This window comes from Thauera humireducens (assembly GCF_001051995.2).
Classification (GTDB): Bacteria; Pseudomonadota; Gammaproteobacteria; order Burkholderiales; family Rhodocyclaceae; genus Thauera; species Thauera humireducens.
The window spans coordinates 2,363,898-2,382,740 of record NZ_CP014646.1; the positions used below are offsets into that span (position 1 = coordinate 2,363,898).

The following is an 18,843-nucleotide window of genomic DNA, read 5'->3' on the forward strand; positions in this document are numbered from 1 at the left end:
GCCTGCCTTTGCTGTACAGGACACATGCCATGCTTCACCGCTCGACCCGCCTCGATGAGATCCAGCCCTTTCACGTCATGGAGCTGCTGCGCCGCGCGCGCGAGCTCGAGGCGCAGGGACGCGACATCATCCACATGGAAGTCGGCGAGCCGGACTTTCCGACGCCGCAGCCCATCGTCGAGGCCGCAACCCGCTTCATCGCCGGCGGAGACGTGCATTACACGCCCGGCCTGGGCCTGCCTGCGCTGCGCGAGGCCATCGCGCGTTTCTATCATGACCGCTTCGGCGCCGACGTCAGCCCCGAGCGCATCATCGTCACCTCGGGCGCGTCCGGCGCGCTGATGCTGGCCCTGGCCGCCACCACCGACCCGGGTGACGAATGGCTGCTGCCCGATCCGGGCTATCCGTCCAACCGCCATCTGGTGCGCAGCTTCGAAGGCTGCGCCCGCGCGCTGCCGGTAGACGCCGCAAGCCGCTACCAGCCCACGCCGGCGCAGGTGGACGCCGCATGGAGCGAGCGCGTGCGAGGTCTGATGGTGGCGACGCCGTCCAACCCGACCGGCACCCTGCTGAGCACTGCCGAGATCGCCACGCTGTACGGCGTCACCCACGCGCGCCGCGGTGTGCTGCTGGTCGACGAGATCTACCAGGGACTGACCTACGGCGTCGAGTCCTCCACCGCCCTCGCCCACCCCGCGCTGAACGCCGCCGACGACCTGTTCATCGTCAACAGCTTCTCGAAGTACTTCGGCATGACCGGCTGGCGCCTGGGGTGGCTGGTGGCGCCAAGCGGGATCGTGCGCGACATCGAGAAGCTCGCGCAGCACTTCTTCATCTCGCCGTCGACCCCGGCCCAGCATGCTGCGCTGGCGGCCTTCCGGCCCGAGACGCTGGAGATCCTCGAAGCGCGCCGCCGCGAGTTCGCCGCGCGGCGCGACACGCTGCTGCCTGCGCTGCGCAGCCTGGGCTTCACGGTCGCAACCGAGCCGCAGGGCGCCTTCTACATCTACGCCGACGTGTCGAAGCTGACAGAGGATTCGGAAGCGCTCGCGCGTCGCCTGATCGAGGAAGCCGGTGTCGCGGCCACGCCGGGGCTGGATTTCGGGCATCACCTGCCGCGCCAGCACCTGCGCATCGCTTACACCACGCGCCGCGAGCGCCTGCTCGAAGCGGCCGAACGCATCGCCCGACTCAAGCTGTAAGGGTCGAGCCCAGGGGAGGAGCCGGCGACGCTCGCCGGCACGGCCTCAGCCGGCGGACGCGGGCGTCTCGTTCCGGACCAGGGCTTCGCGGCCCGAGGCTGCGACCAGTCGCTTCTTCACCGCCATGACCTTGCGCGTGTAACGCGCATTCGGATCCTTCAAGGCGCCGTTGTAGTACTGCAGTGCGCGCTGCATGGAGCCATAGCGTTGCAGGCCCTCCTGCAGCACCTGGGTACCGACGCGGACATTGAGTTCGGGGTCGAACAGCGCGTACTTGCCGCGCTTGGTGCCGATCTTGTCCTGATGGAAGCGCGGGATCACCTGCATCAAGCCCTGTGCCCCCATGTTGCTGACGGCGCGCGGATTGAAGCTGGACTCCACCGCCATGATCGCCACGATCAGCAAGGGGTCGAAGCCGTGCTCCTGCGCCGACTCCTCGGCCGCCATCAGCGCGGTTTCGAGCACCTCGTCGGACACACGATAGGTATCCGAGATCCAGTCGCGCACCCGTGCCATCTCCGGCGACAGGCCGTCGTCGTCCTCGGCAGCCAGGTCGAAGTCGGGCAGCGCCAGCGCCTCGAGCGCCGCCGCGTGGCGAAGACGCGGCGCAGGCACGCTGAGCCCCGGCACAGACTGGCGTGGCGCCTTCAGCGCCGGTAGCGCGCGATCGGCATCGGCCAGCGCCATTGCCGCCTCGCCAACCGTCGGGCCGACCTGCAGGTCACCGCGGGTATTCGCGTAGCTTACCGTTGAGGGCGCACCACCTTCGGTGGCGACGTAAGCCATGCCCATGAGTCCAATGGAAAGAACGGCGCCGTGCGCGATGCTGAACACGACCCCGCCCGCCTGACGCGCGAGCGCACTGATTCGAGTTGCGTGTTTCATGGTGTCCTCCATGCTGTGGCCGGAGGGACTGCGATCGGAGCACCGTGGTTGGAGCATCCGGACTTCCGCGTGGTCGGCAGAAGCGATGGGCCGCGCGGCCGGTAAGCCACGCCTGCGTGCAGTCACGCTCGGTCGCCAGTAGGTGTTCAAGCCTGTCGCCGCAACCAGACGACGGGCCCCGCGGTGCGTGCGTCCATGAAACTGCGTCTCCCCTTGAGGAAGGCGCCGCACCGAGATCGGTCAAGGAATAAGAATGCTGCAAAGCAGCAGGGGGCGGATCTTATTCTCGCCCAAACATTTTGTCAAAACTTGACATGCAGATATGCCGGCTTCAAGCCGTGCGCGCCCGGGCTAGCAGCGCGCCGAACCGCCCCCAGTCGAAGCACGGCCCCGGGTCGGTCTTGCGCCCCGGCGCGATGTCCGAGTGCCCCACCACGGCCTCGATCGGATAGCGCCGCTCGAGCTCGGCGACCAGCCGGGCAAGTTGCTCATACTGGGCAGCCTCGAACGGCAAGGTGTCGCAGCCCTCGAGTTCGATCCCGATCGAGAAGTCGTTGCAGCGCTCCCGCCCCTGCCATGACGACACCCCGGCATGCCACGCCCGCAGGTCCGGATCCACGAAGCGGATCAGCGTGCCGTCGCGACGGATGAAGTAATGCGCGGACACGCGCAGGTGGTGGATGTCCGCGTAATAGGGGTGCTCGCCAGGATCGAGGGCGTTGGTGAACAGCTGCGCCACGCCCGGACCACCGAACTGGTCCGGCGGCAGGCTGATGGCGTGCACCACGATCAGGCGGACGACCTCGCCTTCGGGGCGCAGGTCGAAATTGGGCGAGGGAAGGAAGAGCGTCAGCGCCTGCACGATCTACACTTTCGACCCAAGGATGCCACGCTGGAGCAGGTCGCTCAGCACCTCGTCGACCACTTCCTCCACCGTGCGGTTCGCGGTATCGAGCCGGATCTCGGGCGACTCCGGCGCCTCGTAAGGCGAATCGATGCCGGTGAAGTTCTTCAGCTCGCCCCGCCGCGCTTTCCTGTACAAGCCCTTCGGGTCACGCGACTCTGCCACTTCGAGCGGCGTATCGACGTGGATCTCGACGAACTCACCCTCCTCCACCAGCGCCCGCGCCATGCGCCGCTCCGACTTGAACGGCGAGATGAAGGCGGTCAGCACGATCAGGCCGGCGTCCACCATCAGTTTCGCGACCTCTGCCACGCGGCGGATGTTCTCCACCCGGTCGGCGTCGGTGAAGCCCAGGTCCTTGTTCAGGCCGTGGCGCACGTTGTCGCCGTCGAGCAGGTAGGTGTGGTGGCCCAGCGCGTGCAGCTTCTTCTCGACCAGGTTGGCGATCGAGGACTTGCCCGCGCCCGACAGGCCGGTGAACCACAGCACGCAGCTCTTCTGGTGCTTCTGGGCCGAGCGCGCCGCCTTGTCGACATCGACGTGCTGCAGGTGGATGTTGTGCGCGCGGCGCAGCGCGAAGTGCAGCAGGCCCGCGCCGACCGTGTTGTTCGACAGGCGGTCGATCAGGATGAAGCCGCCGGTGTCGCGGTTGGCCTGGTAGGCATCGAAGGCGATCGGCCGGTCGAGCGACAGATTGCACACGCCGATGGCGTTGAGCTCCAGCGTCTTGGCCGCCACATGCTCGAGCGTGTTCACGTTCACCTGGTACTTGATGTCGGTGATCGTGGCCGTGACCGTCTTGGCGCCGATCTTGAGCAGGTAGGGCCGGCCCGCGAGCAGCGGCTCGTCGTGCATCCACACGATCGTGGTCTCGAACTGGTCGGCCACCTCGGCCGGCGCCTCCACGGTCGAGATCAGGTCGCCGCGCGAGATGTCGATCTCGTCGGCCAGCGTGAGCGTGATCGACTGCCCGGCCACCGCCTGCGCAAGGTCGCCGCCGTGGGTGACGATGCGCGCCACCGTGCTCTCGCGCCCCGAGGGCTGCACCCGGATGCGGTCGCCCGGGCGGATCACGCCGCTCGCCACCTGGCCGGCGAAGCCGCGGAAGTCCAGGTTCGGGCGGTTCACCCACTGCACCGGCAGGCGGAAGGGGGCGCGCTGCATGCGCGCGTCGTCGACCTCCACCGTCTCCAGGTAGCCCATCAGCGTCGTGCCGTGGTACCAGGGCATGGCGCTGCTCGGGGTGGTGATGTTGTCGCCCCTGAAGGCCGACAGCGGGATGAAGGTGACGTTGTCGAGCCCGATCTGCGCCGCGAACGCGGAATAGTCCTCGACGATGTCGCGAAAGACCTTCTCTGCGTAATCGACGAGGTCCATCTTGTTGATCGCCACCACGATGTGGCGGATGCCCAGCAGCGACACCAGGTAGCTGTGGCGCCGGGTCTGGGTCAGAATGCCCTTGCGCGCATCGACCATCAGGATGGCCACATCCGCCGTCGACGCGCCGGTGACCATGTTGCGGGTGTACTGCTCGTGGCCCGGGGTGTCGGCGACGATGAACTTGCGCTTGTCGGTGGAGAAGAAGCGGTAGGCCACGTCGATCGTGATGCCCTGCTCGCGCTCGGCGGCCAGGCCATCGACCAGCAGCGCGAAGTCGATCGCGTCGCCCTGGGTGCCGAACTTCTTCGAGTCGGCCTCGACCGCGGCGAGCTGGTCCTCGAACAGCATCTTCGATTCATACAGCAGGCGGCCGATCAGCGTGCTCTTGCCGTCATCCACGCTGCCGCAGGTGATGAAGCGCAGCAGGCTCTTGTGCTCGTGCGCCTTCAGGTATTGCTCGATGTCGGTGGCGATCAGGTCGGAAACGTGTGCCATGTCAGGCCTCCTGCAGGGCCGCCCCAAAGGAGGCCTTCGCCCCCTCGGGGGGCAACGAACGAATGTGAGTGTGGGGGCGCATCAGAAGTACCCCTCTTGCTTTTTCTTTTCCATGGAAGCGGCGGAATCGTGGTCGATCACCCGACCCTGGCGCTCGGAGGTGCGGGTGAGGAGCATCTCCTGGATGATCGCCGGCAGCGTGTCGGCCTCGGACTCCACCGCACCGGTCAGCGGGTAGCAGCCCAGGGTGCGAAAGCGCACCTTCTTCATCATCGGCACCTCGCCGGGCTTCAAGGGCATGCGGTGGTCGTCGACCATGATCAGCGTGCCGTCGCGTTCCACCACCGGGCGTTCGGCGGCGTAGTACAGCGGCACGATGGGGATGTTCTCGAGATAGATGTATTGCCAGATGTCGAGCTCGGTCCAGTTCGACAGCGGGAACACCCGGATCGACTCGCCCTTGTGCTTTCTGGCGTTGTAGAGCTTCCACAGCTCGGGGCGCTGGTTCTTCGGGTCCCAGCGGTGCTGCGCGGTGCGGAACGAGAACACGCGCTCCTTGGCGCGCGACTTCTCCTCGTCGCGGCGCGCCCCGCCGAAGGCGACGTCGAAACCGTACTGGTCGAGCGCCTGCTTGAGGCCCTCGGTCTTCATGATGTCGGTGTGGATCGCCGAGCCGTGGGTGAAGGGGTTGATGTCCTTCTCCACACCTTCGGGGTTGATGTGCACCAGCAGGTCCATGCCCGTCTCCTGCGCCATGCGGTCGCGGAAGCGGTACATCTCCTGGAACTTCCAGCGCGTATCGACGTGCAGCAGCGGAAACGGCGGCACGGCCGGGTAGAAGGCCTTCATCGCCAGGTGCAGCATGACCGCGCTGTCCTTGCCGATGGAGTACAGCATCACCGGCTTGTCGGCCTCGGCGACGACCTCGCGCAGGATGTGGATGCTTTCGGCTTCGAGCCGTTGCAGGTGGGTCAGATTGATCGACTGAAGGGCTTGCATGGAATCGGAAGGCAGATCTGCCCGAGGAAAAACGTGAAGCGCGAATGATCGCGCATCCTGAGCGCGCACCGGCAGAAAACTTGGATGGGATGTGCTGGATCGGCAGCGAAAGTCGCTCCGGACAGGGATCGCCCGCCCCGACTGCACGGGCAGTCGCTAAAATGCAGCGCCTTGCCCCCTGCGGACCAGCACCGTGACCATCCAGCACCACGCCGACTTGCTCGAGGACCTCCTGCCCATCATCCGCGCTGCCGGCGATGTCGTGATGGCGGTGTACCGCACGGACTTCGCGGTGCGCGGCAAGGACGACGCCTCGCCCGTGACCGAGGCCGACGAACGTGCCGAGGCGCTGATCCTGCCCGCGCTCGAAGCGCTGCTGCCGGGCACCCCCATCGTGGCCGAGGAGGCCGTCGCCGCCGGCGCCCTCCCCGAGGTGGGCGAACGTTTCTGGCTGGTCGACCCGCTCGACGGCACCAAGGAGTTCATCAGCCGCAACGGCGAGTTCACGGTCAACATCGCCCTCATCGAGCACGGCACGCCGGTGCTGGGCGCCGTCCTCGCGCCGGCGCTCGGTCGACTGTTTGCCGGCCGCGTCGGCGCAGGCGCGTTCGTGGAAGAAGGCGGCGAGCGCCGCCCGATTGCCTGCCGCGGGGTGCCGGCCGATGGCCTCACGGTCGTGGCCAGCCGCTCGCATGGCGACGCCGCGGCGCTGGAGGCGTTCCTTGGCGGGCGCAAGGTCGCCGCGCTCAAGAATGCCGGCTCCTCGCTCAAGCTGTGCCTGATCGCCTGTGCGGAGGCCGACCTCTATCCCCGCCTCGGTCGCACCATGGAATGGGACATCGCCGCCGGTCACGCCGTGCTCGCCGCCGCGGGGGGCCGCGTAAAGACCCTGTCCGGCGAACCGCTGCGCTACGGCAAGCCGGGTTTCGACAACCCTCACTTCGTCGCCTGCGGCGCCGCATGACACGCACAGTCCGCAGATGACGGCCTACCTCGTCCTCGGCTCCATCGCCGTCCTGCTCGCCCTGCTCGTGCACGGGCGCATCAGCCCCGCCATCCTGTTCGCCACCTGGGCGGGCGGCTACCACCTGCTGGGGCTGTCGAGCCAGCAGGCCTTCCTGTCCAGCTTCACCAACCCGGCACTGGCCACGCTGATCCTGCTGCTGCTGGTGTCGCTGGCGCTGGAACGCTCACCGCTGCTCGACCGCCTGTCCTCCTCGCTGCTCAAGGGCAGTGAAGGGCGCGCAATACTGAAACTCGGCGGTTTCGCCACCCTGATCTCGGCCTTCATGAACAACACCGCGGTCGTCGGGGCCCTGCTGGGGCCGATCTCGAAACAGCGGCGCCATCCACCTTCGAAGCTGCTGATACCCCTGTCATACGCCTCGATCCTGGGCGGGATCACGACCCTGGTGGGCACCTCGACCAACCTCGTGGTGAATTCCTTCGCGATCGAGGCCGGACTGCCCCCACTGCACATGTTCCAGTTCACCGTGGTCGGCCTGCCGGTGGCGATCATGTGCATCGTGGTCATGGCACTCGGTACGCGGCTGCTACCCACGAATGCGGCCACCGAGGAGGAATCGCGTTCAGCCTATTTCCTCGAGGCCCGCCTCGCGCCCGACTCGCCATTGGTCGGCCGCAGCATCGAGCAGAACCGCCTGCGCAACCTGGAGGGCCTGTTCCTCGTCGAGATCGAGCGTGACGGCCACCTGATCTCGCCCGTCGGCCCCGCCGAGGTCCTGCTCGCGGGCGACGTGCTCGTCTTTACCGGAGAGGTCACCAAGGTTCAGGCCCTGCAGCGGTTTCCGGGCCTTCAGGTATTCGGCGCAGGCGCAGACGCCCTGCTCAAGTCGAACTTGGTCGAGGTCGTCATCTCCAACCAGTCGGAGCTGGCCAACCGCACGCTACGCGATGTCGACTTCCGCACCATGTTCGATGCCGGCGTCGTCGGCATCCGCCGCGGCGACAAGCGCCTCACCGGCCAGCTCGGCCGCATCCCGCTGCGCGTCGGCGACAGTCTGCTGCTCGCCGCGGGACCGGACTTCTTCCAGCACCGCAACCTCGACCGCAACTTCCACGTGCTCAATGGTGCAGGCCTGCGCCCGCGCATGACGGCGCGGCAGAGCACGCTGGCGCTGTCGGGCTTCGCCGCGGTCATCCTGCTGTCGGCACTGGAATGGCTGCCGCTGTTCAGCGGGCTGCTGATCCTGCTGGCGGCCCTGCTCGCGAGCGGCCTGCTGACGCTTGGCGAGATGCGGCGGCGTTTTCCCTTCGAGCTGATGATCGTGATCGCCTCCGCGCTGACGATCGCCGGCGTCATCGAGCGCTCCGGCGCCGCGGAACTCATGGCCGGCTGGATGCGACAGCTCTTCGACGGCTACGGCGTATCCGGCGCACTGGTCGGCGTTTACCTGATCACCCTTGCACTCACCGAACTCGTCACCAACAACGCCGCTGCGGCGCTGGCCTTCCCGATCGCGCTGGGCACCGCACGCGCCTTCGGCGTGGACCCGACCCCGTTCGTGATGGTCGTCGCCTACGGTGCCAGCGCAGGCTTTCTGATCCCCTTCGGCTACCAGACGCACCTGATGGTGTATTCGGCGGGCCGCTACCGCATGCGCGACTTCCTGCGCGCGGGGCTGCCAATCAGCCTGACCTATTCGATCGGCGTGCTGCTGCTGGTGCCGCTGGCATTTCCGTTTCGCCCGGGCTGATTCGCCCCCGTCCGCGTGAAGGCCGCAGCCCTCGACGGAGCAGGCGCGCCTCCGTGGAGCAAAGCACGGCGACGCGCCTCCTGGTCCTTTTTCCGACGCCAGGCGGTTGTCGCCTCAACGCTCTGCGACTAACCTTGTGGCATTGCATCATTCACCGACTGTTGCCGACCCTGGTTCGATATGAACGCCACTCACTTGCTGCATCAGCTTATTCTTTCCTCCGCCCAGCAGACGCCCGAAGCGGCCGCCCTGAGCTTCGGCGCCGAACAGCGCAGCTATGGCGCACTGGCCGCCGAGGTGCAGGCCTTTGCCGCCGGACTGCGCCAGCTGGGCCTGGAGCGCAGCGAACGGGTCGGCATCTACTTGGACAAGCGCATCGAGACGGTGGTGGGCATGTTCGGCGCCACGGCCGCGGGCGGCGTGTTCGTGCCAGTGAACCCGATACTCAAGCCCGAACAGGTCGGCTACATCCTGCAGGACTGCAACGTCCGGGTGCTGCTGACCTCGCCCGAGCGCTTCGCCGCACTCGCCCAGACCCTGGGCAGCTGCCATGACCTGCGCCACGTCGTGCTGACCGGCAATCCGGCAGAGCTCCCTGCCCTGCCCGGCGCATCCGTGCATCGGCTCAACGACCTGATGGCGGCGCCGGCCGCTCCCGGCCACCGCGTCATCGACGCCGACATGGCCGCCATCCTCTACACCTCGGGCAGCACCGGCAGACCCAAGGGCGTCGTGCTCTCCCATCGCAACATGGTCACCGGCGCCAAGAGCGTTGCCGAGTACCTTGGCAACAACGCCAACGACACCCTGCTGGCGGCACTGCCGCTCTCCTTCGACGCCGGTTTCTCACAGCTGACGACCGCCTTCCACAGCGGCGCCCGCGTCGTGCTGCTCAACTACCTGCTGCCGCGCGACGTGCTGAAAGCCATCGAGAAGGAGAAGGTCACCGGCCTGACCGCCGTTCCGCCGCTGTGGATCCAGCTCTCGCAGCTGCAGTGGCCGGAAACCATCACCGAGCACCTGCGCTACATCGCCAACACCGGCGGCCGCATGCCACTCGAGACCCTGACCACGCTGCGCGGCATGCTGCCGAAGACCCGGCCCTTCCTGATGTACGGTCTCACCGAGGCCTTCCGCGCCACCTACCTGCCACCGGAGGAAGCCGACCGCCGGCCCGACTCGATCGGCAAGGCCATCCCCAATTCCGACGTGGTCGTGCTGCGCGAGGACGGCAGCGAATGCGCGCCCAACGAACCGGGCGAGCTGGTGCAGCGCGGCGCGCTCGTCGCGATGGGCTACTGGAACGACCCCGAGAAGACCGCCGAACGCTTCAAGCCCTTGCCCAGCCACGCGCCGGGCCGCCAGGGCGGGCTGGTGCTGCCCGAGATCGCCGTGTTTTCCGGCGACACCGTGCGGCGCGACGAAGAGGGCTTCCTCTACTTCATCGGCCGCCGCGACGAGATGATCAAGACCTCCGGCTACCGCGTCAGCCCAACCGAGGTCGAGGAGATCCTGTACGCGACCAAGCTGGTCGGTGAATGCGCGGCCTTCGGCGTCGCGCACGACACCCTGGGCCAGAGCATCACCGTCATCGCCACGCCACCGCAGGGTGGGTCGCTCGACACCGCGGCACTGCTGGCCGAATGTCGCCAGCGCATGCCCGCCTACATGGTGCCGACGCGCATCGAGATGCGCGACGGGCCGCTGCCGCGCAACCCCAACGGCAAGATCGACCGCAAGACGCTGTCCAGCGAGGTCTGACCGAGCTCGGCGGTGCTCATGTCTCGCGGATATGAAGGGGCCATGCGGCCCCCTCGCCCGATTGCCGCGCGGCGCAGCCGACGCGCGCATACGGCACTTCTCCATGCGGCACTGCTCATAGCCACCTGCATCCTGTCATCGGATCTCGCTGCAGCCGTCATCCGCGTCGGTCCGGGCGAAGCCTTCACGCGCATCGCCGATGCAGCGAAGGCCGCACGGGACGGCGACATCGTCGAGATCCTGCCTGGCGAGTACCGGGGCGACGTCACGGTGTGGCACCAGAAACGCCTGCTCATCCGCGGTATGGGCGAACGGCCAGTGCTGATTGCCGACGGCAAGAACGCGGAGGGCAAGGCCATCTGGGTGATCCGCAACGGCGACATCCGGATCGAGAACATCGCTTTCCAAGGCGCCCGCGCGGCTGACGGCAATGGCGCCGGCATCCGCTTCGAGCGTGGGCGACTGGAAGTGAGCAACAGCAGCTTCGTCGACAACCAGGTCGGCTTGCTGACGGCAAACTTCGAAGAGGCGGAACTCATCATCCGCGACAGCCTGTTCGCACAGGCCCCGCGGCAGCCGCAACCGCTGCCACACCTGCTCTACGTCGGCCGCATCGCCCGTTTCGAGATCAGCGGCAGCCGCTTCCATCAGGGTTACCACGGCCACTTGCTCAAATCGCGCGCGCGCCATAACGACATCCGCTACAACCTGCTCTTCGACGGTCCGGCAGGCGAAGCGTCCTACGAGATCGACCTGCCCAACGGCGGCCTGGCCTTCGTCATCGGCAACATCATCGGCCAGAGCGCCCATACCCAGAACCCGGTGGTCGTGTCCTACGGCGCAGAAGGCGAGGCCTGGCCCGACAGCGCGCTCTACCTGTCACACAACACCCTGCTCAGCGATCGCCTGACCGGCACCTGGTTCCTGCGTACCTTCACCGACAAGTTGCCCGGCAATGTCGAGGTGCTGGGCATCAACAACATCACTGCGGGCATCGGTGCCTTCACACTTGCGGCGAGCGGCGAGTTCCGGGGCAACGTGCCCCTTCCCCCCGGCGGTCTGCTTGCGCCCGACGCACTCGACTTTCGCCCTCGCGGCGCCAAGCTGCTGCGCCACCTCACCACGCCGGCCGGCAGCGCACGCGGCGTTTCGCTCGTGCCCGAAGCGGAGTTCGCACTGCCGATCGGCACCCGTCCGCTCGTCCCGTCGCCAAACGGGTTGCCCGGGGCCTTGCAGAACGACTTCTGAATGCACGAGACGGCTGGGACGCTGACCGGGCATGGGCGATGCGGACTTCTGTCATATCCGGATCGCACTCGGCACTGACAATCCCGCCTTCATGCGGCATCATCCCGTCGATTCGAAACTTTCCAGCCTACGCGGCCAACGGAGTTCAGTGTGCTTGAGCGGTTCTGTGGTGTTCTTCACGCGTCGGACGCAGTCACCGACACCAGCCGGATCTTTCCCGAAACGCTGGCGCGCCTGCAGTTTCCCCAAGGTGCAATCGGTTACCGGACGGATGTAACGGTCTTCCAGGAAGACGGCAGCGTCTGCCTTGCGCTTGGCACGCCCCGCTTCAAGGACGCCGCCCTGCAGCAACTCAAGGATCAGCGCGGCGCGGCTGCGGCCTGGGCGCAAGCCTTCCGCACCCTTGGCGATGACGCCCTGCAGCAAGCCGCCGGCCGCTTCAGCGTCATCCTGATCGCCCGGGATGGCAGCCAGGCATTGCTCGCCACCGACCGCTTCGGCACCTGGCCCATCTGCTATGCCGAACACGAGGGACGACTGCATTTCTCGGACCGCGCCGACACGCTCCCCGGCGTCCCGCGGAAGATCTCGTCGCAGGCGGTATTCGAGTACCTCTTCTTCCACATGATCCCGGCGCCGACGACCATCTTCGAAGGCGTCTTCCGGCTTCCCCAGGGCCACCTGCTCAAGTGGCAGGATGGCAAGGCAGAATGCCGGCGCTGGTGGCAAGCGGTCTTCGAGGAAGACAACACCCCGAGCCTGGAGGAGTCCAAAGCACGCTTCCTCCAGATCATCGAGGACGACGTACGCCGCGAGGCCGAAGGCGCCAGCGTGGGCTGCTTCCTGTCGGGCGGCACGGATAGTTCCACCGTCACCGGCATGCTGTGCAAGGTGCTCGGCCAACCTGCACGCAGTTATTCGATCGGTTTCGACGCCAGCGGCTACGACGAGATGGCGTACGCCCGCATCGCCGCAAAGCGTTTCGGCGCCGACCACCGCGAGTACTACGTCACCCCGGACGACCTCGTAGCAGGCATTCCGCAGGTCGCCACCCACTACGACCAGCCTTTCGGCAACTCGTCCGCCCTGCCCGGCTGGATCTGCGCCGCGCGTGCGCGCGAGGACGGCATCGAGCGCATGCTCGCCGGCGACGGCGGCGACGAACTGTTCGGTGGCAACACCCGCTACGCCAAGCAGCGGGTCTTCGGCTGGTACGACGGCGTGCCCGGTCTGCTGCGCCGTGGCCTGCTCGAGCCCACGCTGGCCCTGCCCGGCATGGACCGCATCCCGGTGGTCAAGAAGGGCGTCAGCTACGTCGAGCAGGCCCGCGTGCCCATGCCCGACCGCATCCACATGTACAACATGCTGGTCCAACTGGGCATGGACACCGTCTTCGCGCCCGACTTCATCGCGCGTGTCGACACCGACCGCCCCTACCGCGCGCAGCGCGAGGTGTGGCAGGCCACCAACGCCCACGCCCACATCAACCGCATGCTCAACTACGACTGGAAATACACGCTGGCCGACAACGACCTGCCCAAGGTCATCGGCACCACCCAGCTGGCCGGCGTGGACGTGGCGTTCCCGCTGCTCAGCGACGAGCTCACCGACTTCTCGCTCACGCTGCCTCCGGAATGGAAGCTCAAGCGCCTGACCCTGCGCTGGTTCTTCAAGGAAGCCCTGCGCGGCTTTCTCCCCGACGAGATCATCGCCAAGAAGAAGCACGGCTTCGGCCTGCCCTTCGGTGTCTGGGCCTGCCAGCACGCGGGCCTCAAGGGGCTCGCGACCGACGCGCTGGGCAGTTTCCGCAGCCGCGGCATCGTCCGCCCCCAGTTCATCGACGAACTGCTGAACACCCACCTGCCTGCCCACCCCGGCTACTACGGCGAGATGGTGTGGATCCTGATGATCATGGAATTCTGGATGCGGGAACACGAGACAGCCTGACGCTCGTCACACGCCACCCGACAACGGATCACGCGCAACGCCCCGCCCTGCCGAATCGAGACTCAAGATGACCGAAACCCGCAAGCTGCCCGAACACACGCCGATGACCCAGTTCCCCGCTGCCAGCAGCGAACTGCTCATCAACGGCCAACCCCTCAGCCGCATTGCCGCACGTGTGGGACGCACGCCCTTCTACGCCTACGACCGCAGCCTCCTCAGCGCCCGCGTGGCGCAGTTGCGCGCCGCCCTGCCGGCCGAGGTCAAGCTGCACTATGCGATGAAGGCCAACCCCATGCCGGCATTGGTGTGCCACATGGCGACGCTGGTCGACGGCATCGACGTGGCGTCCGCGGGCGAGCTGATGGTGGCGCTGGACGCCGGTGCCGATCCGCAGGAGATCAGCTTCGCCGGCCCCGGCAAGACCGACGCCGAGCTGCACCAGGCCGTGGCCGCCGACATCCTGGTCAACGTCGAGTCCTTCCGCGAGGTGCCCATCCTCGCCGCCGCCCAGCAGGCGCTCGGCCTGCCGGCGCGCGTCGCGGTGCGCGTCAATCCGGATTTCGAGCTGAAATCCTCGGGCATGAAGATGGGCGGCGGGCCCAAGCAGTTCGGCGTCGATGCCGAACAGGTGCCCGAGCTGCTTGCCGCGATCGACCGCGCCGGGCTCGCCTTCGAAGGCTTCCACCTCTTCGCCGGCTCGCAGAATCTCAAGCCCGAAGCCATCGTCGAGGCCCAGCAAAAGAGCTTCGCGCTCGCCTGCCGGCTGGCCGAACACGCGCCCTCGCCGGTCAGGTTCCTCAACCTCGGCGGCGGCTTCGGCATCCCCTACTTCCCGGGTGAACAACCGCTCGATCTCGCCCCGATCGGTGCCAACCTCGCCGACATCGTGGCGCAGGCGAAGGCGGCTCTTCCGCACGCCGAGATCGTCATCGAACTCGGCCGCTACCTCGTAGGAGAAGCGGGGTTATACGTCGCCAGGGTTCTGGACAAAAAGGTCTCGCGCGGCCACACCTACCTCGTCACCGACGGCGGCCTGCATCACCACCTGTCCGCCTCCGGCAACTTCGGCCAGGTCATCCGCAAGAACTACCCCGCGGCCATCGGCAACCGCATGGACGCAACCATGCAGGCAACCGTCTCGGTCGTCGGCCCGCTGTGCACACCGCTCGACCTGCTGGCCGACCGCATGAACCTGGCCGCTGCCGAGCCGGGCGATCTGGTGGTCATCTACCAGTCGGGCGCCTATGGCGCCACGGCCAGTCCGCAGCGGTTTCTGGGGCATCCGGCGGTCACCGAAGTACTCATCTGAGCTGCCGGGATCAGCGCGTGGCACATCAGCTCGAAGGGCAGCCGCGCGGCATCGTTCGTCCCAGCGCCCTTGAGCGACGGCATCAAGCCACATTCGCACTTCAACCGACGCCCCTCCTTTGCAGCAGAAATAGATATCAACTAATATTTCAGCAGAAAGGAGAGCTTCATGACTGCGCCTGCCACTGCCACCATCCCAACACCCGATGCCGCGGCCGTGCTCTCGAAGGCCGTCGCACGTGCGGCTGAACGGCTCAACGTTTCGCGGGTAAACCTCGCCAGAATCCTGGGCCTCAGCCCGTCGACCGTCACGCGGCTCTATGCCGGCGACTACCTGCTCGAGCAACACCGCAAGGAGTGGGAGTTCGCGCTACTGTTCGTGCGTCTGTTCCGCTCGCTCGACTCCATCGTCGGCGACGAAAACACCGCGCGCAAATGGCTCAACAGCGAAAACAAGGGACTCAACGCGCGTCCTATCGAACTCATCAGCCACACCGAAGGACTCGTTCGTGTTGTCCATTACCTGGACGCCTCTCGCGGTCTCGTCTGAAGCACGCCCATGGGCGGCACCGGCCTGGCGTATCGTCGAAGCCCAGCACGTCGCATCGACCATGAAGATCGTCGATGACTCAGCCGAACAGGATGTGCTGGAGTTGCTGCTCGAAACCAGCAAGCCACCTCGGCCTGCCAGCGTCCACGCGCTGGACCCTCTGCTGGCAACACCGTTTCGCTACGACTCAAGGCGCGGTGGTTCGCGCTTCAGAGGCGCCACAGATCCCGGCGTGTTCTACGGCGCGGAAAGTGTGCGCACAGCCTGTGCCGAACTGGGGTACTGGCGCTGGAAGTTCCTCCAGGACGCTGTCGATCTCGAGCGCATCGAGCCCGTGGCGCACACCGCATTTCGGGTCAGACTCGCAACCGCTGTTGTCGACCTGCGAGAGCCCCCCTTCGCCGCCGACCTCAACGCCTGGAGACACCCTACCGATTACGGCGCCACCCAAGCTCTCGCACGCGTTGCGCGAGAGGGACGCGTCGGCGGAATCCTCTACCCATCGGTCCGCGCCACGGAAGCCGCGTGGTGCGTCGCCGTTCTCGACCCGGCCGCTTTCGCGTCCCCCAAACCCGATCCCTCCATGCAAACCTGGTGGCTCGCCGTACAGCACGACGCCGTGGTATGGCGGCGGGACAGCGAACGCTTTGTGTTTGCTACAACCGCCTGGCTCTTCTGACCTGCTGCGGGGCCTCGAGCGCTCGAACCCATCCGGAGTCGCCGGAAGACGCCGGGCGCCGAGTGCTAAGGCGCCCGTGCCGCCGCACCCCCGCTCTGCAGCCCCAGCGCCGCGAACATCAGCAGATACGCGAGCATCGCCAGGCGCGGCGCGTCCACCAGGCTATCGAAGGCGCCGACGATGAAGAAGGCGGTCAGGCCGGCGAGCAAGGGCGGGGCCAAGGGGTGCGCTGACGCGCGCCCCAGCGTCAGGCGCGACGCCGCGGCCACGCACAACAGCGAGAACGCGACCAGTCCCAGCCACCCCTGCTCCACAAAAAAGTGGAGCCACAGGTTCTTGGCATGCCAGGGCAAGTGATGACGATCGCTGGAGAAGAACCAGTAATCCGCCCCCTGCTCGAAGTGTCCGTTGCCCAGTTGCTCACGCCCACGCGCATCGATCAGGCTCAGCTCGTCCACCTCGAGCAAGGCACGACTGTCGTTGGCAATCGAGAACACCGTCAGCCGTGGCAAGCCCGCAGCCGGCACACCGAGACGCCCCGGGGGCAACATCAACTGGTAGGTGTTCCAGGCGCTCCCCTGCGGCACCCGAATACCGGCTGTTGTGCACCCCCCGTCGTACAACAGATGCTTGCGGCACACCTCGACCGCCAGGCGGGCATCCTGCTCGGGAGCGCGCAGGCGCACCGCCAGTTGCAAGGGCGAAGCCAAGCCCGGCGACACGCGCTGCGAAACCCGGTACAGCTCACCAAAACCCAGCACGTGACGCGGCGCCCCCAGCTTCAGATAGGGATTCCCCGCATCGAAACCCAGGGTGTGCGACCCCGGGAACACCTCCTGCGGCGCGTGCCAGAAATACGCCTCGGCAAACTGCCCCACGCCCACGCCGAGCCACTGCGCCCCCTGCGCAGACGGCAGCGATGCGGCATAGGACCAGTGTGCAAAGCGGCCTTCCAGATCGGCAGCAGCACGCTCCATGCGCTGGGCCGCGTAGTAGGTGTTGAGGCTCACCACAGTCAGGGCCATCGCGCCCAGGCAGAGCGAAACCAGCACCCAACCATGCACCGTCGGCCGCCAACAGCGCGCGGGCTGCAAGCGCACCCACGCAAGCGGCAAGAGGACGAAGAGCGCGCACAGCAGGGCCGGCAACAATCCGCCTGATTCGGCCCAGTGGTGACTCACCAGCACCGCGTTCGCCGCCAGCCACCCGAGCAGGCCCAGCACCAGACCGACCGCCACACGCTCAAGCCGTACCGGAAGATGCGCGAACAAGGCCCAGCCCAGCGCCACCGCATTGAATGCATAGGCGAGGTACACCCCTTTCGGCACAAGGACGATGGCGATCGCGCTCGCGACAGTCCCCCCCAGTGCAAGCAGCAGCGCAGCCCCCAGCGCACCGCCCGACGCCAGCGCGAACACCGGTGCCACCCCGAAGACTGCCAACGCAAGGCCCAGCATGGCCGCCAACCCACGAAAACCGCCGGCCTGGAACACCCCGCCGAGCAGCCAGATGCACGCCGCCGCAAACCCGGCCCACACAAGCACCGCCGGAAGCGACACCCGCCACGCCCCACGCCGCAGCATCGCGAGCAGAAGTACCGCAACCCCCACCGCCAAGCCCAGGTACAGCCCGCGGGAGAAGGTCGTGAAGCTCGCATAGGCCAGCACGGCAAGCACCCCCGCCCCGATCGCCAGCCGGCGTGCATCACGCTCACCCAGCACCCACCACAAGGCCACGGGCACCGTCAACGCCAGCCAGCCGTCCAGCGTGGCGCCGCCCACGTTCATCTCCCAGAACAGTGCCGTGGTACGGTAATCGCTCGCGAAGTCCGACAAACCGGTGAACGCCCAGCGCTCCCACACCGCAGCCAGCGAAACCAACACAGCCCCCGCCACCAAGCCGAACACCAGCGTCTGCGTCGCCGTCTGCGGTCGGTCGCGCAAGGCCTGCGCCAGCAGCGGCAGCAACAACACGGCCCAGAGAAAACCCTTGGCGAGGCGCGGCCCGTTCAAGGCGGTGCCGTACCCCATCCATAGCGCTGCATCGCCCGCCGCCTCGGCCACCGCAGTCCACTGCGTCGACACCAGAAAACTCAGACCCAGCAATGCGACCACGCCGAGCTGAAGCGGGCCGAACCGCCAGGGCCGCCCGCCCTTAATATCGGCTCGCGCCAGACGCATGGGAGCCATCGACTGCACACTGCCCACCAGCAGCGCGCTCATCACCAGCGCATCGCTCTCGGTCAAGTGAATGGCGCCGGACCAGCCCGCCAGATCGACCACGGGCGCCAGCGCCGGCACACAGAACAGCCAGGCGTCGCGGCGTGCGCTCATCAGGGCAACAACGCCGATTGCGATCACACACCCGGCGACCACGCCGAAAGGGTGACGCAGGGCAAACACCACCAAGCCCGTCAGACCACACAGCGCCAGCAATCCCCAGCCCGTCGATATCAGCGCGCTGCCCTTCAAGCCTCCCGAATGCGCCCCCATGCTCCGCCTTCCCCCTGTCCTCAATGAGCAGCCAGTCTACGGGGCAATCGGGTCAGACTCCATCGATCCTCACATTCTTTGAAACACCGTCCTTGAACGGCAGCAGCACCCGGCACACCACCTCGAAAGACGCACCTGCAGCCTCCATGGTCCGGGCAGCCCTCGACAACGGCATGGACCCGCGCGCAACGGCACGGACGCACAAATCCACCACCCGGCGCAGCTTGGTCTGCGTACGTTGCTCCATTTCCTCTCCTGATCCGCTAAGCAGCCTGC

At 67.0% G+C, this 18,843-nt stretch carries 15 protein-coding genes; 9 read left to right on the forward strand and 6 right to left on the reverse strand.

What is annotated here, in order from left to right; genetic code table 11:
- The first annotated feature begins 29 nt into the window (after nt 1–29).
- Nucleotides 30–1,202, forward strand: a complete 1,173-nt coding sequence (locus tag AC731_RS11095; protein ID WP_048706061.1) for a pyridoxal phosphate-dependent aminotransferase — start codon at nt 30–32, stop codon at nt 1,200–1,202.
- A gap of 45 nt (nt 1,203–1,247) precedes the next feature.
- Here AC731_RS11095 and AC731_RS11100 read toward each other — a convergent pair whose 3' ends face one another.
- The 4 genes from AC731_RS11100 to cysD form a co-directional block, all read right to left on the reverse strand.
- Nucleotides 1,248–2,087: a transglycosylase SLT domain-containing protein gene (locus AC731_RS11100; RefSeq protein WP_038011391.1), complete on the reverse strand. Its 840-nt coding sequence runs from the start codon at nt 2,085–2,087 to the stop codon at nt 1,248–1,250.
- Nucleotides 2,088–2,418: 331 nt separating this feature from the next.
- Nucleotides 2,419–2,949, reverse strand: a complete 531-nt coding sequence (ampD, locus tag AC731_RS11105; RefSeq protein ID WP_205626589.1) for a 1,6-anhydro-N-acetylmuramyl-L-alanine amidase AmpD — start codon at nt 2,947–2,949, stop codon at nt 2,419–2,421.
- Nucleotides 2,950–2,952: 3 nt separating this feature from the next.
- Nucleotides 2,953–4,866 carry a sulfate adenylyltransferase subunit CysN gene (gene cysN, locus AC731_RS11110; RefSeq protein WP_062450104.1) on the reverse strand — a complete coding sequence of 638 codons (1,914 nt, stop codon included), beginning with the start codon at nt 4,864–4,866 and terminating at the stop codon, nt 2,953–2,955.
- 81 nt (nt 4,867–4,947) lie between these two features.
- Complete coding sequence (cysD, locus tag AC731_RS11115; protein ID WP_205626590.1) at nt 4,948–5,865, reverse strand: sulfate adenylyltransferase subunit CysD; 918 nt, start codon at nt 5,863–5,865, stop codon at nt 4,948–4,950.
- Nucleotides 5,866–6,058: 193 nt separating this feature from the next.
- On the opposite strand from cysD, the gene cysQ reads away from it, so the two are divergent.
- The 8 genes from cysQ (at nt 6,059) to AC731_RS11155 (ending at nt 16,075) form a co-directional block, all read left to right on the forward strand.
- Complete coding sequence (gene cysQ / locus AC731_RS11120) at nt 6,059–6,829, forward strand: 3'(2'),5'-bisphosphate nucleotidase CysQ (protein WP_048706066.1); 771 nt, start codon at nt 6,059–6,061, stop codon at nt 6,827–6,829.
- Between the two features lie 16 nt (nt 6,830–6,845).
- Nucleotides 6,846–8,582, forward strand: a complete 1,737-nt coding sequence (locus AC731_RS11125; RefSeq protein ID WP_048706068.1) for an SLC13 family permease — start codon at nt 6,846–6,848, stop codon at nt 8,580–8,582.
- Between the two features lie 180 nt (nt 8,583–8,762).
- Entirely contained in the window at nt 8,763–10,343 is a 1,581-nt protein-coding gene (locus AC731_RS11130; protein WP_048706070.1) for an acyl-CoA ligase (AMP-forming), exosortase A system-associated, read from the forward strand.
- A 42-nt stretch (nt 10,344–10,385) separates the two neighbouring features.
- Complete coding sequence (locus tag AC731_RS11135; protein WP_048706072.1) at nt 10,386–11,591, forward strand: right-handed parallel beta-helix repeat-containing protein; 1,206 nt, start codon at nt 10,386–10,388, stop codon at nt 11,589–11,591.
- 150 nt (nt 11,592–11,741) lie between these two features.
- Entirely contained in the window at nt 11,742–13,538 is a 1,797-nt protein-coding gene (locus AC731_RS11140) for an asparagine synthetase B family protein (protein ID WP_082794310.1), read from the forward strand.
- Nucleotides 13,539–13,605: 67 nt separating this feature from the next.
- Nucleotides 13,606–14,847: a pyridoxal-dependent decarboxylase, exosortase A system-associated gene (locus AC731_RS11145; RefSeq protein WP_205626591.1), complete on the forward strand. Its 1,242-nt coding sequence runs from the start codon at nt 13,606–13,608 to the stop codon at nt 14,845–14,847.
- Between the two features lie 168 nt (nt 14,848–15,015).
- Complete coding sequence (locus AC731_RS11150) at nt 15,016–15,396, forward strand: antitoxin Xre-like helix-turn-helix domain-containing protein (protein WP_048706075.1); 381 nt, start codon at nt 15,016–15,018, stop codon at nt 15,394–15,396.
- 61 nt (nt 15,397–15,457) lie between these two features.
- On the forward strand, nt 15,458–16,075 hold the full coding sequence (locus AC731_RS11155) for an RES family NAD+ phosphorylase (RefSeq protein ID WP_237266520.1): 618 nt from the start codon (nt 15,458–15,460) through the stop codon (nt 16,073–16,075).
- Nucleotides 16,076–16,140: 65 nt separating this feature from the next.
- Here AC731_RS11155 and AC731_RS11160 read toward each other — a convergent pair whose 3' ends face one another.
- Nucleotides 16,141–18,567, reverse strand: coding sequence for a hypothetical protein (locus tag AC731_RS11160; RefSeq protein WP_048706077.1), 2,427 nt, complete (start codon nt 18,565–18,567; stop codon nt 16,141–16,143).
- A gap of 52 nt (nt 18,568–18,619) precedes the next feature.
- Nucleotides 18,620–18,814, reverse strand: a complete 195-nt coding sequence (locus AC731_RS11165; RefSeq protein WP_048706080.1) for a hypothetical protein — start codon at nt 18,812–18,814, stop codon at nt 18,620–18,622.
- Nucleotides 18,815–18,843: the final 29 nt, after the last annotated feature.

What these genes read in the sequence shown, in the direction of transcription:
- AC731_RS11095 (WP_048706061.1), top strand. Translation starts at nt 30, where the DNA reads ATGCTTCACCGCTCGACCCGCCTCGATGAGATCCAGCCCTTTCACGTC.
- AC731_RS11100 (WP_038011391.1), bottom strand. Translation starts at nt 2,087, where the DNA reads ATGAAACACGCAACTCGAATCAGTGCGCTCGCGCGTCAGGCGGGCGGG.
- cysN (WP_062450104.1), bottom strand. Translation starts at nt 4,866, where the DNA reads ATGGCACACGTTTCCGACCTGATCGCCACCGACATCGAGCAATACCTG.
- cysD (WP_205626590.1), bottom strand. Translation starts at nt 5,865, where the DNA reads ATGCAAGCCCTTCAGTCGATCAATCTGACCCACCTGCAACGGCTCGAA.
- AC731_RS11125 (WP_048706068.1), top strand. Translation starts at nt 6,846, where the DNA reads ATGACGGCCTACCTCGTCCTCGGCTCCATCGCCGTCCTGCTCGCCCTG.
- AC731_RS11130 (WP_048706070.1), top strand. Translation starts at nt 8,763, where the DNA reads ATGAACGCCACTCACTTGCTGCATCAGCTTATTCTTTCCTCCGCCCAG.
- AC731_RS11135 (WP_048706072.1), top strand. Translation starts at nt 10,386, where the DNA reads ATGCGGCCCCCTCGCCCGATTGCCGCGCGGCGCAGCCGACGCGCGCAT.
- AC731_RS11145 (WP_205626591.1), top strand. Translation starts at nt 13,606, where the DNA reads ATGACCGAAACCCGCAAGCTGCCCGAACACACGCCGATGACCCAGTTC.
- AC731_RS11150 (WP_048706075.1), top strand. Translation starts at nt 15,016, where the DNA reads ATGACTGCGCCTGCCACTGCCACCATCCCAACACCCGATGCCGCGGCC.
- AC731_RS11155 (WP_237266520.1), top strand. Translation starts at nt 15,458, where the DNA reads ATGAAGATCGTCGATGACTCAGCCGAACAGGATGTGCTGGAGTTGCTG.
- AC731_RS11160 (WP_048706077.1), bottom strand. Translation starts at nt 18,567, where the DNA reads ATGGGGGCGCATTCGGGAGGCTTGAAGGGCAGCGCGCTGATATCGACG.
- AC731_RS11165 (WP_048706080.1), bottom strand. Translation starts at nt 18,814, where the DNA reads ATGGAGCAACGTACGCAGACCAAGCTGCGCCGGGTGGTGGATTTGTGC.